Genomic DNA, 16,107 nt, shown 5'->3' with positions numbered 1-16,107 from the left:
TGTGTGTCATGTTTATAAAAACTATAAGAATTGGAAAATATAAAAAACTTAATGATTTCTCTCTTGAATTTCAGCGGGATATTAATAAATTTGATGATGCAAATTTTAATTTATCCGTATTAATAGGAGAAAATGGAACTGCAAAAACTACAATATTGCAAGCGATCGCAAACGTTTTATCCAATTCTAGCGAGAAGAAAAAAATGTTAGATTACTCTATAGAATATCAGGTAAATGGGATTAATTACACATTGAATACTGTGAATACTAGTGTAGAATTACCATCTAAATTAATTATTTCATCATTTACACCAGTTGAAAGAGTATACATGCGGGCGAAAGAATCTAAGTATTCTTTATGCCCTATAATTTATTCGGAGATGGGGATAAGTAAATTAAAATATATAATTGGAAAGTATGTTTTAGAAAATATACGCAATATTAATAAGATGAATGAAATTGTAGAATATATTGGTTATAGATCTAATGGCTATTTTTTAGAATTTAACCAAGTGACAACTTCGCCTGAGACTGTAACTGTTTTTATTAGGAATTTATTTAACGGGAGATTTGATGATATATTAGAGGATATATTAATAGATAAAGGTTCAAATGAAGATTTAACTAATTTGATTTTAGAGTACGAATATGAATTGAATATTCTAAATGATAATAGGTCCAGGAAAACGTTAACTGATTATATGGAAAGGTTTAAACATTATAAAAGAGAAGAATTAAATAGAGTAAATAGTCGTTCTAGGTTTCGGTCAAAATTTTCATTTTTTGATTTAGAAAGAGTATATTTAGAGTACATCTATATACTTTTGAAGATGCAGATGTTTTCAAAGAAATACAATCAAAGAAGAGATACAAATTATAAAAGTAAAACTCAAAGACTTGTATCTGAGTCAGAATTATCTTATTATTTCGGTGGGTTAAATCAATTTGAAAGGGACATCCTTATACTAGATAAATTTGATAAATATATCTTTAATGATATATGGTTTGAAGCGACGGACACAATTGATTTGATACCTCTATCTTTTTGGAGTTCTGGAGAATTAAGTTTGTTTTTAAGACTTGTTGAGCTAGCGGATTCAGTCACTGAGAACTCGATAATTTTGATTGATGAACCTGAAACGCACCTACATCCAAAATGGATAAGGAATTATATTGCAATTTTAAAGAGTATTATTGGTAAAGTGAATTGCCATGTAATTATTGCGACACATGCCCCGTTAATAGTATCAGATATTCCAAAAGAAAGTATAGTTATGTTGAAAAAAGAGGGGCACATGATTCAACAGTCTGAGATTTATGAAGAAACAATAGGGCTTGAATATGAAGAAGTTTTGAAAAGGATATTTCAGGTTGACACAAATAGAGGATTAGTTTTAAAAAATTATGAAAGTAAAATTTTGGAGGGTATTGAAAAGGATGATTTAGAAACGGTTGTAAGGCTCTATGATCAACTAGGAGATAGCCCAACAAAGTTTGATTTGTTTTTAAAAATAAAAAAATATTATACAGATAGAAAGCGAAATGAATAAATATGTTTAAAGTAGAAAACAATTTAGATTATCTTAAACCGTGTCATACTTTTATGTGTAATCTTTTAAAGGCATTAAGAAAATCTATAAGAGAAAATATTGATTTTAGTAAAGAAGATTTATCGGCAAGTTTAATACAAATAAATCCTAATTTTAATGCTTTCATCAATAGGGGGAATTTTCTGGGGAACATTTACAAACTAAAGGGTTCGCCTGTGGATTTATGGAAAGAATACGGAGCGTTTGTAAGACGATATAAATCTATTCTTGATGGGAAGTGGGAAGGAAACAGTGAGTTGACCAATGAGTTAAATATAGAAATTAAAAAAGTTTTCATATTTCTTTACGAAGGTTTATTGGATTATAAAACTTTTAATAGAGAATTCTTTCAAACTTCGAGCTCTCTTGCAGATTTTAGAGCTAGTATGTCGCTATATAAGGTTTGTCCATATTGTGATATGAATAAGATTAATAGAGATTTAGTATCTGTGGATCATTTTTTACCAAAATCTAAGTTTCCGATTTTATCCATATTCCCAGATAACTTAATTGTTTCATGTAAAGGGTGTAATGAGAATATTAAAGGGGAGAATATTAAGACCCCCATAGCTCATCCTTATTATGATGAAGTTGCAAATCACTTTACATTTCAGGTAGACGATAGTAATTTAGATCAATTTAAAATTGAGGTCAAGATGAATGAAGACAATTCGAGTTTAATGAACAAAAAAATTGAGAATTTCTTATCGTTATTTGAAATTAAAGAAAGATATGATATGAATATGACGGCTGAGCTAAAAGATTTTCGAGATGAAATAAGAAAAAAGGCTATAGCGGAACTTGAAGGAATTGCTCAATGTCGTGATATTTTGCATACAGATATTGAAGAATGTATTAAAAAATATTTTCAAAAGGCTTTTATTGATAACAAAGAGCTTCAAAGAGCTGCTGATGGTAGCAAAATAAAAAATGACTATATAAACCAGATTATTGAAGATAATAATTTTCAAAGCGATATAGAGTATATAAAATCACATCTTTTTGGAATAGGACCTACATTACTTTAAAGAGACAATTTTGGAGAAATACCCTTTGAAATTAGCTCTATAACTATAAAAAATGTTTGATATAACATGGTGATTCGTATCACAAGTGACGATAAATAAGGAATTTTAATTTAAAAATTATATTATAAATATATATAGCGTAATGAGGTTATTTTAGAATGAATAAGTGAGGAATAGTGAAATGAAAAGCGATTTTCTAGATGATTTAATTAAGGGGAAATACAGTGGTAGAGAGACTATTGCTGATATTGAACCTTATTTATTAGAAGGTATTCTTTATGGATTACCGATTAATGCTTCACCAGAATTAAGACGATATATGGCAGCTGCAATATTCAAGAATATAAAACCGGAAACAGACTTTGAAGAAATTGTAGCCGATTTAAATATTGATAATTACTCAGATGAAAAAATATATCTAATCATGACAATATAATTATTGCAATTACTAGATCTGTAGAGCTAACTACATGCATTATGAAGGAATTATATCAAAAGTTGGTGAGTAATAAACCTGAAAGTATTACACAAGGCGAAACTTTATTTTTTTCATCATTAATTAGGTTAAAGCAAAGTTTCAACAGTGCTGTTAGTTTAATAAGGTACGGTTATTTTGTAGAAGTTATCACTGTTTATAGACTTATTTATGAGCAGTTATGTTGGGCATGTTTTGTTATTGGTGAAAAATCTGAAGAAAATATAATAAAAAATAAAACATCCAGTAATACTAAATATTTAAAAGAAAAAAATAATGAAAAATATGGTAAATTATATGATGACCTATCGAAAGAAGCTCATCTTGCTCCGAAAACGATTGCTAAATATTTGTTTTTAGAAGATAAAGAGCTTAAAATCTTAGAACGTTCTAGTAAAAAATCTAAAGAAGGGCTTTATTATTTAATACTGCTTTTTAAAATTTATATTGAAATTTTTCAGTATAGTATTAACAAACATTTTGCATTAAAAGATAGTGATAAAACTTATTATAACGATTTTGTTAATGTACAATTAATATTGTATTCTAAGCTATGTGAAATTTACAAGAAAAAGTAGTATTTCAATCAAAAAAGTATCTAAGTAATTGAATTGTTTATTAATGTTTTATATTAAAATATAATGATTTATTAATATATATAGTTAATGAGTCGCTGTATATATTTAGTAAGAGCAAGAGGTGCTCTGTTTTAATGATTAAGACATGGCAATAGGGGTATTCTCAAAAAATGAGATACTCCTTTCAATACTTATACTCGGAAAATTGTAATTAAAACAAAGTTCAAAGGAAGAAGTAAAACTGTTTATTTGATTGTCAAATGATTTAATATAAAAAAGAGCATATATAAAATTTTTATTCTTTATATTAGTGCATTGTTTTTTATTAGTAAATCGAGAGGAAAGAATTACATGAATGCAAAACTTGTTTATTTATATATAAAAGATATAAATCGTTCACTTAATAATTTAGATTTTAATTTTACAGATGAATTTATAGTAAGTTATGATTCGAAAACAAAGGAGTTACTTATAGAAAAAAACGAACCCAAAAGCTTTGAATTGTGGGGGGAAAGAATCAATTCCATTGATTTAATTGTGGGGAAAAATGGAGCAGGTAAATCGACAGTATTAGATTTAATTGCAGAGACTAATATAAATCGTAGGCTACTATTCAATAGATATAGAAAAGGGGTGCATGATCCTCGTGCAGAATGTTTTTCTGAATGGTTTGCAATATATCATGTAGAAAAAAATAAATTTATTGTAGAAGGAGCAGAGCCTAATTTACTATTTAATGATAATCAAGAAATTAAGTATGAATACTCCTTTGTTTGTAGCTATGATTTTGATGAGAAAAAATTACATTGTAAACACTCAATTACAATAGAGAAACGCAACTTGCAAAAAAATAATGAAGTCTCTTTTGATAAGACTTTATTAATTATGTATGGTGGTAGTTTTAAGGAAGAATTTAGGGTTAAAAATAAAAAACGTAGTAGAAGCAGTGATGATTATATGGGGTTTCACAGAATTAGAATTCCACCGGCAAGCACTAGTAATATATATCATTTTTTAACTAAAGAATATGAAATGATGGAGAAAGAGCGATTTACCGCTCAAAATGTAGTTTGCATATTAGATAAAGAAGATTTTTATATAGAAACAGGTATTTCTAAAAGGGAAATGAAAAATTTCAATTTACTCTATCAAGGAGAAACACCCTTAACTCCTCAAATAACTGAAAATAGGCCTTTGGCTTCAGATTATAAATCGGCATATTATTCTTTTAGTACAAAAGAAAAATTTATTATAACTTTATTAGAAAGTTTTATTGTAAAAAGTTGGATTAATCAAATTGATGTGGATAGGAAAAATCGGCATAAGGCTATTGTTTTAAAAGAATTAATAGATTCAATAGAATTTAATGGTTTACCAGAGAAGCAATCATTTGAAAAGTTATTAGAGTACTTATTTTTAGTATTAAATCTGGTATGTGATGCTATTTCAGAAAAGTACCACGGTAATGAAAAAACATACTATGCAAAAGCATTAATTGATTTTATTGGTTATATACAACGCATGCGGAATGAATATTTTATCTCCCCAAACCAAATAGAAATCCCAATTAGTGGTGATTTAGATGAGGAAGTGGAGCGGATATTGACAGTGTATGATTTTTATGCATCTGGAGGAGAAGAAAGAAAAAATGATTTGCAAAATGTTATTAATGTTTATTATGAGAATATGAGTAAAGGAGAAATGACTTTTATTATTCATTTCTCCTCTCTATATAAAGCAATAACAGCATTTGATGATGCAATTGTTGGAAATGTAATTATATGTTTAGATGAACCTGAAGAAAATTTCCATCCAGAATGGGCGAGAAAATATATTTATTACTTAACTACATTTTTGAATCAAATAAATAAAAATCATCATGTCAAATATCAGATTATTATTAGTACACATTCTCCATTTATTGTTTCTGATGTTCCTAAAAATAATATTACATGTATAAAACTAGTTGAAGAAGATGGAATTTACTCACGTATTACTGAAAAGGCGAATTTTGGATTTGGAAGTAATTTGTATGACATTATAAAAGATGACTTCTTTTTAAATTCATCAATAGGTGAATTTGCAACAAATGAGATTAATAGAATTTTAATGAAATTAAATGAAATGAACAAGTATGATGGAGAAAACATAAAAAAACTTCAGTCATTAATAAATATAATTGATGATGACCTTATTCATAATAAATTAAATGCAATTCTTAAGCAAAGGATAAGAGAGATAATGTCGGATGATGAAAAAAACGCACGTATTAGAGAGCTAGAAGAAGAGTTATTACGACTAAAGGGGAGTAAAAATGATTAAAATTAATCCGCAGAAACTTGTTGAATTATCACAAATATATATTTCACAAATAATGCCGATAATTCAACAAAAGTATAATATTTTAAAAGAAAAAAATGTTATGAACCCTTTTACAAATGAGCCTGTTGTAAATTTTTTTGAAAATAATAAAGGAGAGTTAGATATAGAGTTTGTAAAAATAATTTTAATTGATCCTTTTTCTCAAAGAGCAAAAAGAGTATATCCTCAATTAGATTATTATTTTAAAACAGCTGCATTAGCTTTTTATGATGATAATTTTTTAAGATGGCATGCAAAGCAAAAAGGAATTAAAAAAGGGGGGCTACCACAGTTAAGAGAAGAGAAAGTTCAAAATTTAAAAAATCCATGGATTGAGTTAGATATTCTTGACTCGGGGTATTCAGAGTATAAAAAAAACTGGATAAAATATAAAAAATTAACTAATCATATTACAAAAAAACTGGAACAATTCCACAAAGCAATTAAAGAATTTATAGATTATAGTTTTATGACAGAGGATATAAGACATAATTTGTTATGCGGATTAGAAATTAGAGTTTGTCCATATTGCAATAGACAATACATAACTACCTATAATAAGAATGGTGAAAAACTCCGTTCAACAAGTGATCTTGATCATTTCTATCCGAAAGTTGCATTCCAGCTCTATTCATTATCATTATTTAATTTTATTCCTGCATGTTCTATATGTAATAGCAGGTTTAAAAGAGCTAAAAAGCTTAAAATTTTATATTTATATGAAATGGGTTTTGAAGATCGAGTTACCTTTAAAGTTAAACCAACCTCTATATCTAATATTAATTCTTTAATTGGAAACAATAGTGATTTTGATTTAGTGTTGGAAGTAGATAATGCTCATGCAAATAATGATGAACTTCAAGGGCATATAGAGATGTTTAGATTAGAAGAAGTATATCAATCTCATAAAGATTTTGTACAAGAACTCTTGTACAAAAGAAAAGCATATTCCTCTGCTTATAAAGAAATGACTGAACAATTATTAAACACTAGACTATCGGAGGAAGAATTTAATCTTTTTTTATTTGGAGTTATGGGAAATGAAAAAGATTTGTTGAACAAGCCTTTGTCTAAGTTAACTATTGATATATTAGGTTTACGTAAATAATTGATGGGGATTCATGTTATAATAAATGTAGCCGCTTTGCTTCACTTTATCTGTTTTCGTTAACATTTCCTTTATAGGTTTGCTTACAATTTCCTTCATAATAATTCATTCATTTGATAAGAAGACCCTTCTAAACGTGGAAGGGCTTTGTTTTGACAAAAACTAATCAAAATCCTATAATTCAAATATGCTTACATGTAGATATTCTCTTGTATAGCTAAACCTTATTTCAAAGAATAGGAGATGTATATTATGTTGTTTAAAGTACCGGCTCTAAGCTTTAGAAGGCTCGAAAATCCTTATTTCCAAGACAATCATCCATACTGGGCTTCACTACCCGCTCATTACAAAAAAATGATTAAAAATCTTGGATTAGACGAAATTGAAACTTATGAGTGTTTTATTCCTGCTTCTGAGTTACCAAAAGACATACCTTTAGAGGAGACCAATCCTCGTGACCAACATATGGGAAGTAAAAGTCAAAGACAGATTGAATCTTCCTTGACAGATGACAAGGATTTCAATTTCCATATTCTAAATAAGGGAATGGCAATTTCGGTTGAATCTGTAAATTATAACAATAAAACTGGTATCGTTGAGATCGCATTAGATGATTTAACTATTCACGGAGACATAGACGGTGGTCATACTTTCCGTACAATTATTAACCATCAAAATAATCCGTTAATGAAAATAAAGTTTGTAAAAGTTGAATTTATTACAAACTTAAATGAAACTACATTACCTTTGGTTGCTAAGGCGAGAAATACAAATATTGCAGTTCAGGATTTTACAATTGCTGAACTTGAAAATAAATTTAATATAGTTAAAGAAGCTTTAGATGGTGAAAAGTTTCTAGATCGTGTATCATTTAAGCAATTTGAAGATAAGTGGGACAAATCAAAGGATATTTCGGTCGGACAGATTTTAGCTGTTTTAAATCTGTTTAACCTAACTCGTTATGGTGATGACAACCATCCGACAGTATCATATGCTTCAAAGCAAACCCCTTTGAAGTATTACCTTGATGAGTATGATGATACTTCCTCTAATAAAGAAGATAACTCATATTTCAAAATGAGAGATATAGCAAAGCAAATTTTTCAATTACACGCAGAAATAGAAGCAGACTTTATTGCAGTGTACAACAAAGTTGGAGGAAACTACGGGAATCTCACTTTTGCTAAGAGTAAAGAAGGTTATAAACAACGTGTAAGATATTCGGAAGAGCCAAAGCACCTTCCTTATAAGTTGCCAGAAGCGTTGATTTTACCCATTTTAGCATCATTTAGAGCTCTTCTTGAAGAGGATTCTGCTACTAAGAAATATATGTGGATAGCTAATCCATTTACTTATAAAAATATATTACTTGACCAATTGGTAAAACTTACATCTGAAAAATTAAAATCAAATAGTTCTAATCCAAATTCACTTGGAAAAGATAGTTCTCATTACTTGACGCTGTACATGGTAGTACAGCGAGAACTCATGAAGGAGCTATTAGCATCTCGTAAAAATTAGCATTAATTAGAAAGGCACTGCAAATATGCGGTGTCTTTTTTGATTTACAAGTAAAATAGATCATATTAATTTTATTTTATGAAACATATGAAGATAGTTCCACCGCATGGTCAAGTTGTATATACAAAGAAACATAATTTTTAGTGATTATGATTCGATATTATTTTAATTTCCATTGTCCATAATATAGTAATTTAATTTATAATAATATTAAAAACATACACTGGATGGGGGAATTGAATTGGATTTCAGAGACGATGATTTAAAGTTTGGGGTTGTTCAAGGAGTTGATGGTAGCAAAGTTATAGTAAAGGCAGATGCTTTAAAGAAACAACTGGGGGAAACACTTATACATGTTGAGGTAGGATCATTTGTGAATTGTGGAAGTGTTTATCATGGAGATACCATTTGCATTGTAACTAGGGTACATATAGAAGAAGTTGAAAGAAGAAATGGGGATACTCAACAAAATCAGATGGTTGAGCTAGCTATTGTTGGTAGTCTGAATGAAAATAAATTTACCAGAGGGATTGATCAGCTTCCTTATGTAAGTAGTGAGGCATACTTGATGACTGGAGAACAAATGAATTATCTTCTAGGCATTTTGAAAGTTTCTCAAGATCCCACAACGCCGAAAAAGTATTTTAGAGTTGGAAGAAGATCGATGCGCGGTGCGGGAGATGTATATTTAGATTTAGATAAGTTTTTAGGTAGGCATGTAGCTATTGTAGGTACTACGGGTAGTGGGAAGAGTAGTACAGTAGCTCAAATTGCTCAATCTATTTTAAGAGATTATCCTCACCCAAGGGTAGTGTTTTTTGATATTCATAATGAGTATCCTAATGCTTTTGAAGGTGAGTGGAGGCCTAAATCGAATTGTGTTCCTTGGAATGATTTTAAATTACCGTACTGGTTTTTAGACCTGGATGAATTTATTTCTATTTATTATCCAGATGCCGGTGGAACACAAAAAATGTATCTAAAAGATATAATTGAAGAATTAAAGCGTAATTCAGTAGAGGATGAAGAGCTTCGACAAAGGGTGTCTGCTGATAGCCCTATATATTTTAATATGGATGAGCTAATTACAAGAATAGAAAGCAAGAAAGACGCTCAAACTGCTAGTAAAAAAGACACATTTGATAAGATGTTATTAAAGATTCAAAGTAAACATGGTGACAGTCGATTTGAGTTTTTAAAAGAAAATCCTGGGAATATTTTAACTTTAGAGGAATACTTTATATCCTTGCTTGGTTTGAATACGGGAATTCCTACATATATATCTATACTAGATTTAAGTGGTCTTCCTGCTGAGGTAAGGACGGTCTGTGTAGGTATTCTAACAAGGTTGTTTTTTGATTATAAATATTGGGATATGGATCCAGAGAATCTACCGATAGCGCTTGTTTTAGAAGAAGCACATACGTACATACCTGAGGATAGTTCTTCGACATATTCTTTATGCCTTGAAAGGGTAGAGAAAGTAGCAAAAGAAGGAAGAAAGTATGGTTTAAGTTTAATAGTTGTTACTCAAAGACCTTCAAATGTTTCTTCTACTGTGCTTTCTCAATGTGGTACGTTTATTACACTAAGATTAACAAATGACTTAGACCAAAATAAAATTAAGCGTCTTTTACCAGATAGTTTAGGAGAACAAGCTAATGTTTTATCTACACTTAGAGATGGGGAAGCATTAGTTACTGGAGATGCGATGATGCTACCTGGTAAAGTACGCTTTGATGAGCCTGCACCAAGACCAAAGAGTAACGATGTCCAATTTCATAAATCTTGGACTCAAGGCCCTCCTCCGGGTTATAGTGTAAAAACAATTACTGAAGCGTGGAATGTGCGTGAGAAAAGACAGTTAGTAGGAGTAGAAAATAATGAAGATTAATCAAATTGAATTAAAAGGTTGGAGATCTTATTCTGATGAAGAGAGTGTCTCTTTAAAGAATTTAAAGCATATCAATATTATTATCGGGCCTAACAATTCGGGGAAATCAAATATTTTTAAGTATTTATTCTATTTGAGAGAAATTGGTAAAAAAGCTAAAGAAGTTGCAAAGGCACCAAAAATAGAATACGGATTATATAATAATATTCAAGAGGCTTTCCAAATAGAAAATACCTGGGCGGAGAGTTCTTGTGATGTAACAAGTAATGTTATATTAGAGGATATTGCTTCTTCATGGCAGGAAAAAAGTCCTAAATTGCATCTTCAAGAGGGATTAATCAACCTATGTGCAACACATAGAACGAATGACAGTAGTTCATGTCTCTCCATACAGTATGAAGGGAGAACATTATTAGAAGAGTTTCAAAACAAACCTAAGCTATTTAAAAAAGAGACAGGTACTCATGTAAATCCGACGGAAGATATGGAATTTTTCTATGATACATATCAGTATTGGGACGCATTTTTAGATAGTTTGTTTTTTGTAGATGCCATTAGGCACCATAATCGTACCTCACCTTCAGATAAAGAAAGTGATTTTGATGGTAGTGAGATTGTGGAAGAGATTATAAGAATTCGAAATGAAGAAGATCGAAAATGGCCTGTTTTTAAGGAAAATTTAGAAGAATGGTTAAGTAAAATTCTAGCAGAGCCATATATAAAATTGGATCCTGTTAAGGATAAATTGAGGTTTTATATTAAAAGAGGAGATCAAGTCATATCAGCTTATCTTTCTCAATTAGGAACAGGTGTATCTCAGTTAGTTATGTTACTGTCTTTTTTATACTTAAATAAGGAACGCACTTTGAATGTATTTATTGAGGAACCTGAAGGAAATCTTCACCCTGAGGCAGTGGTTCAATTAGTAAAAATTATTAAAGAAAATTTTAAAAATCATCGATTTTTTATTACAACACATTCATCTGTTCTTATTGATCAGGTTGATGATGATTGGACTGTTCATCGAGTGATTAGAAAAGAAAATCAAGCATCTATCTTATATCCTTGTTCAGAAGTTGTTCAGAAGTATGAAGTTCTAGACCAATTAGGCATTAAGGCTTCACAATTATTACAAAGTAATATGGTAATCTGGGTGGAAGGGCCAAGTGATCGTATTTATATTAATAAATGGATAAAAGATCATACACCAGAAGGTATGGAGTTCATAGAAGGAAGACATTATAGTTTCCTTATGTATGGAGGAGCAAATTTAACATCATTTGATATTTTAGCTGAGAATGAATACATTGATATTTTAAAGACAAGTAGATACGCAATTGTAGTTTGTGACTCAGATAAGAGCCAAGAAGAGAGTGTATATAAGAAACGTGTTCAAAATTTATTGGAACGTATTGAGGAACTCGCTAAACAGAAAATAGGGCATGAGAAATCCCTTTCAGATTATGTGTATGTTTGGGTTACTAAAGGTCGTGAAATTGAGAATTACGTTACACATGAATTATTTATGAGTGTGTTACAGCAAGATCAATTTTTAAGAAAATTTGTTAAAGTAGGTCCAGAAAAAGTGAAAAAAGATTTAACTTTTATTAATGAAGAAGTGGGAGAACCATTTGGGCAGTATGATTCTTTTGATGAATTTTTTGCAAAAAAATATATTCTTTCAGGTGGTGAGTTACTGGCAGATAGAGAAAAGGAAAAAATAGCTGATGGTTATTCTAAAAAGAAAAATATGATTGCTAAGGCGTTAGTTGATGCATGGGAAATGGACGACTATAAAATGTATGATTTGAAAGATCAGATATCAAATGTTATAGATTATATTAAGCGTGCCAACTGTTTGTGATAAATATGGTTTATGGGTGTAAGTAAATTAAACTTAATACTTGAGTTAAATGTTATTCTTTTAATACATTGATTTTAATTACATTACAGCCTAAATCTATGTAGAATTTGAAGTTAAGAATCGGAGTGAATATAAAATGGTAAGAGGGGAATTTAATATCAGAAAAGATTTACAGGATTTTATATATAAAAGTATTTCGACTATTAATAGAAAGTTCTCACTAAATCATAGGTAAAATAGATATTGATAAATTAGTGTTGCCGAGTCTCTATGGTCTCTTTTTGGAATGAACACTAATGCAAATAGGGATGGGAAATATATACATAAGAAAGTGTTTTAAATCAAAGAATTTACCTTTTAAAAAAAGATAAAGATCTGCTACATAAAGAAAACCCCTTGACTATCAAGGGGTTTCTCGTATGATCCCGACTGGCCTCGAACCAGCGGCCTCCCTCCTGTCAAGATAGTGCAAGGAATATCCTTTTATAACCTAACTGTTTTGTAATCATAAAATCCCTTATGTTTACTACAGTGTGTGACCAATATGTGACCAAAAATAATCAATTATAAAAGTGAATGTAAAAGGTTGATATGTTCTTTATAATTTATGCTAGTAAGACATCTTCTTTCTTCAATTAAATAGGTCACTTTACTAGCGTTTTCTTCATGTCCGGTTTCTCTTTCTGTCCCAATTATTACTTGGCCATTTTTTGATGTTAATAAACTTAATGCGGAATCGATACTTTTTAAGTTTTCTTCATCTTGACCTTGTTGATTAGGGGTATCAATTACTAAAAAGTTAAATGGACTGTGTTCCCTATTTAAATTATATAAGTAGAGAGAAATATGATATGCATAAATCATTCTTGGATTATCACTTCCAGTTTTTTGTAAAGTTTGTACGAAATCTCTTAGTTTTATGAAAGAAGAAGGGATATTTAAGATATCGTAAACAGTCATACAATAAGATTTTAATGCTTGGGAGATCAAGTTTCTTCTTTGTGGAGATTTCAGTTGATTTAATTGGTCATCAAATATTAATTTTTGACTGTTTTTAGTATCTCTTGCTGAAATAATTTTTTCTTTTTGTTTTATACTCGAATCAATCATTTCGATTTTTCCTTGATCTTGGTAAGATTTGATAATAGATACATTTTCTTTTACTTGTTCAACATTCTTTTTAAGAGATTTATAGTTTAGTGTTAACTGTTTTTTTCTTGTACTTAGTTTATGTATTTTTGAATCTAGTTCTTTTATCTCCGATCGGAAGAGTGCTACTAATTCACTACCTGTCTGTATATCTTTAACGATTTCAATTCTATTCTCTAAAGAGTTTTCATGCACAGAGCCACAAAACGGACATTTTAAATTAGGATCTTCGTGAATAGCAAATGTGTGATCTGCCTCTAGCTCTTTTACATTTTCTTTTATAAAATTGAGCTCTAAGGTTTTTTCATAGCGTTTATTTTTTATTTTAGAGAGTTTTTCTACTAGTTCTAAGATTTCTTTCTCAATGGAGTCCATTTTGTTCACAAGACTTTGGTTTAGCTCTTTATTGTTAGAGTATCTATTATTATCGTCTTTATCAAAAGTATCTTCAGTATTTGATTTGTTTATTGATGCTGATAGATTTTTTATAAATTCCTCAAAATGATTTATTTTTATATCATAGTTTACGATGTCTGTTTTAATAATATCTCTGTCTCTTTTTGTTTTATAAAATTCTTCATTAAGGAATCCTACAACATATTTATTTGTATTGCTATCCCAGTCTTTAATATATTGCATATTTGTGAAGCTTTGACCAATTTTCTCCCAGCCTTTGTCCTGATCGATATATTGAAATCTAAATAATAAAGGAGGAGTTATTGTTATTGGGTTTCCACTCTTTGTTAAACAATCCATGGATATACCTAATAGTTTCATTAATTCTTTACTATAGTCATGGAAAGAATCAGTTTCAATCATTAGTTGATAACTAGTAAACTCTTGATTTGTTTTAAAGATTTTATATGATTTATTTATTCTTAATATACAAAAATACTCATTTCCATATTGGAAATATAGTAGGTATTTATCGATTAATTTTTTCCACTCATCCTCAAATTTAACCTCACATCCAAAAGTGAAAAAAATACTTTTAATAAGAGACGATTTTCCAGTTTTATTTTTTCCAATAATAATGTTAAGGCCTTCTTTAAATTCGATTTCTCTAGATTTCTTTTCACTTTCACTAATTACTATTAGTTTTTTTAGAGTTAATCTGTTCATTTTGGACACCTTCTTTTTGTAATCTAAGTTTTCTAATCAGTATTTTATATTGATTAATTTTTCTTTGTTTACGAAACGATTCTTTCATAGAATAATGCCTCCACTAACACTTTATTAATGCCAATTCCGTCATCAATTAAAGTATTACTTTTTTCTAATACCTCATTTAATATGTTTTTTGTAACAAAATCTAAATCATCTAGTTTATCGTAGTGATCTAATAGGATATCATCAATAGCTTCTAGGATATCTTCGGAAGATTCCAAATACAAAACATTCGAACTATCTAATACTTTTCGTTTATGTTTTTCTAATAATCTAATTAACATTTTCATTTTCATTTTGCCTAAGCGAGATTCAAAATTGATTTTTATATCTTGATATACTTGTTCACTTTTTGAGAATGTAGCAACTTGATCTTTTATTCTAGAGAATGATTCTGAAGAAATTCCTTTTTCTTTTTTAAGAGATTTATAACTAATAGGTGTTTTAATTTTTTTCTTACTTTTTTTCCTTACGTCCTCTAATATATCTTTAAAAATCCTATTTCCTGTTGAGGTTAAAATATCTTCATTATCAAGCATAATGAAGAAGGCACCTGCAACACTTTTTTCATAATTTTCTAAAGGAAGTCCACCGTAATATAAGAAAGTATTTTGAATGAATGTATCAAAAACTGACGTAAATTCAGGTTCTTTTAGGCTAGGATACTCTATTTTTAGAAATGCTTTTATCTCATTGTATAATTTAGGTTCTTTCTTTTTTAGTAGCTTCTTATCTTCAATAACGGACTGCCATTTTCTTACATCTTCATCCATATCTATATTAGAAACAAAATGACATCTAGTACATTCATCTTTGAATTTTAAAAAATTATAGAATAAGAAACCTAAAAACGAGTGCTTAAAATCTCCATTTGGTTTTTTGTATGTCCTGAATAGTCTTTTCAATGTCCATTCTTTAAAACTTTCTGTTGTTTTTACTTGGAAAAACTCTGCACATGAAGGGTGTTCAGAAAGTTCCGTTTTAGTCATATCATCATGAAATTCACAAAAAACATAAAAAGGTATATTTTTTTTATATTCCTCAATCATATGGTAAAGAGTCCAATGAGCTTGATAATCAAATCTATTAAAGCTATTTGATCCAGCTTGTTCGCGAAGTTCTGATTGGATTATTGACTGTACCATTTTTTCACCTCTTGTTAAATTAAAAGTAGTATTAATTATAAAGATTATAGCATATACTTTGGCTATTTATTCCATGATAAAAAATGCTCACATGCGAAGTGAGCATTTTTTATTGTTGATAATTAATCAATAGCGTATGCTACAGATGTAATTTTCCCTAAAAAATGTGAATTTATATCATTAATAATTATTGGCCTTATTTCCTTTTTGAAGGCTAGGAGTACAGCT

The 16,107-nt window shown here is 29.3% G+C and carries 11 protein-coding genes; 9 read left to right on the top strand and 2 right to left on the bottom strand.

Annotated elements, in window-relative coordinates; translation table 11 throughout:
• Positions 1-8 precede the first annotated feature (8 nt).
• The 9 genes from MR143_RS21005 (at position 9) to MR143_RS20965 (ending at position 12,418) form a co-directional block, all read left to right on the top strand.
• Positions 9-1,550: an AAA family ATPase gene (locus tag MR143_RS21005; protein WP_086398203.1), complete on the top strand. Its 1,542-nt coding sequence runs from the start codon at positions 9-11 to the stop codon at positions 1,548-1,550.
• 2 nt (positions 1,551-1,552) lie between these two features.
• Positions 1,553-2,617 carry an HNH endonuclease gene (locus tag MR143_RS21000; RefSeq protein WP_086398204.1) on the top strand — a complete coding sequence of 355 codons (1,065 nt, stop codon included), beginning with the start codon at positions 1,553-1,555 and terminating at the stop codon, positions 2,615-2,617.
• Positions 2,618-2,798: 181 nt separating this feature from the next.
• Positions 2,799-3,053 carry a hypothetical protein gene (locus MR143_RS20995; protein WP_242280940.1) on the top strand — a complete coding sequence of 85 codons (255 nt, stop codon included), beginning with the start codon at positions 2,799-2,801 and terminating at the stop codon, positions 3,051-3,053.
• Between the two features lie 41 nt (positions 3,054-3,094).
• Positions 3,095-3,670, top strand: a complete 576-nt coding sequence (locus tag MR143_RS20990) for a hypothetical protein (protein WP_242280939.1) — start codon at positions 3,095-3,097, stop codon at positions 3,668-3,670.
• Between the two features lie 351 nt (positions 3,671-4,021).
• The gene (locus MR143_RS20985) at positions 4,022-5,992 is read left to right on the top strand and encodes an AAA family ATPase (protein ID WP_242280938.1); all 1,971 of its coding nucleotides are present in this window, start codon (positions 4,022-4,024) and stop codon (positions 5,990-5,992) included.
• Complete coding sequence (locus MR143_RS20980; RefSeq protein WP_242280937.1) at positions 5,985-7,139, top strand: hypothetical protein; 1,155 nt, start codon at positions 5,985-5,987, stop codon at positions 7,137-7,139. The genes MR143_RS20985 and MR143_RS20980 overlap by 8 nt, the downstream gene beginning before the upstream one ends.
• A 252-nt stretch (positions 7,140-7,391) precedes the next feature.
• Complete coding sequence (locus MR143_RS20975) at positions 7,392-8,660, top strand: AIPR family protein (protein WP_179192933.1); 1,269 nt, start codon at positions 7,392-7,394, stop codon at positions 8,658-8,660.
• 241 nt (positions 8,661-8,901) lie between these two features.
• Positions 8,902-10,554 (top strand): ATP-binding protein, encoded by a 1,653-nt coding sequence (locus tag MR143_RS20970; protein ID WP_086398208.1) that lies wholly within the window; start codon positions 8,902-8,904, stop codon positions 10,552-10,554.
• A complete protein-coding gene (locus MR143_RS20965; protein ID WP_086398209.1) occupies positions 10,544-12,418 on the top strand; it encodes an ATP-dependent nuclease in 1,875 nt (624 codons plus the stop codon). Before MR143_RS20970 ends, MR143_RS20965 begins: the two co-directional genes overlap by 11 nt.
• 564 nt (positions 12,419-12,982) lie before the next feature.
• Here the strand turns inward: MR143_RS20965 and MR143_RS20960 are convergent.
• Together MR143_RS20960 and MR143_RS20955 are read right to left on the bottom strand one after the other, a co-directional pair.
• Positions 12,983-14,689, bottom strand: coding sequence for a P-loop NTPase family protein (locus MR143_RS20960; protein WP_086398210.1), 1,707 nt, complete (start codon positions 14,687-14,689; stop codon positions 12,983-12,985).
• Positions 14,690-14,757: 68 nt separating this feature from the next.
• On the bottom strand, positions 14,758-15,879 hold the full coding sequence (locus MR143_RS20955; RefSeq protein ID WP_086398211.1) for a dsDNA nuclease domain-containing protein: 1,122 nt from the start codon (positions 15,877-15,879) through the stop codon (positions 14,758-14,760).
• Positions 15,880-16,107: the final 228 nt, after the last annotated feature.

Origin of the sequence: Bacillus cereus group sp. BfR-BA-01347 (assembly GCF_022663835.1) — a bacterium.
In the GTDB taxonomy this organism is placed as follows: Bacteria; Bacillota; Bacilli; order Bacillales; family Bacillaceae_G; genus Bacillus_A; species Bacillus_A thuringiensis_K.
Note: the sequence above shows the minus strand (reverse complement) of the source record. Positions and strands in the feature narration are given on the sequence as shown.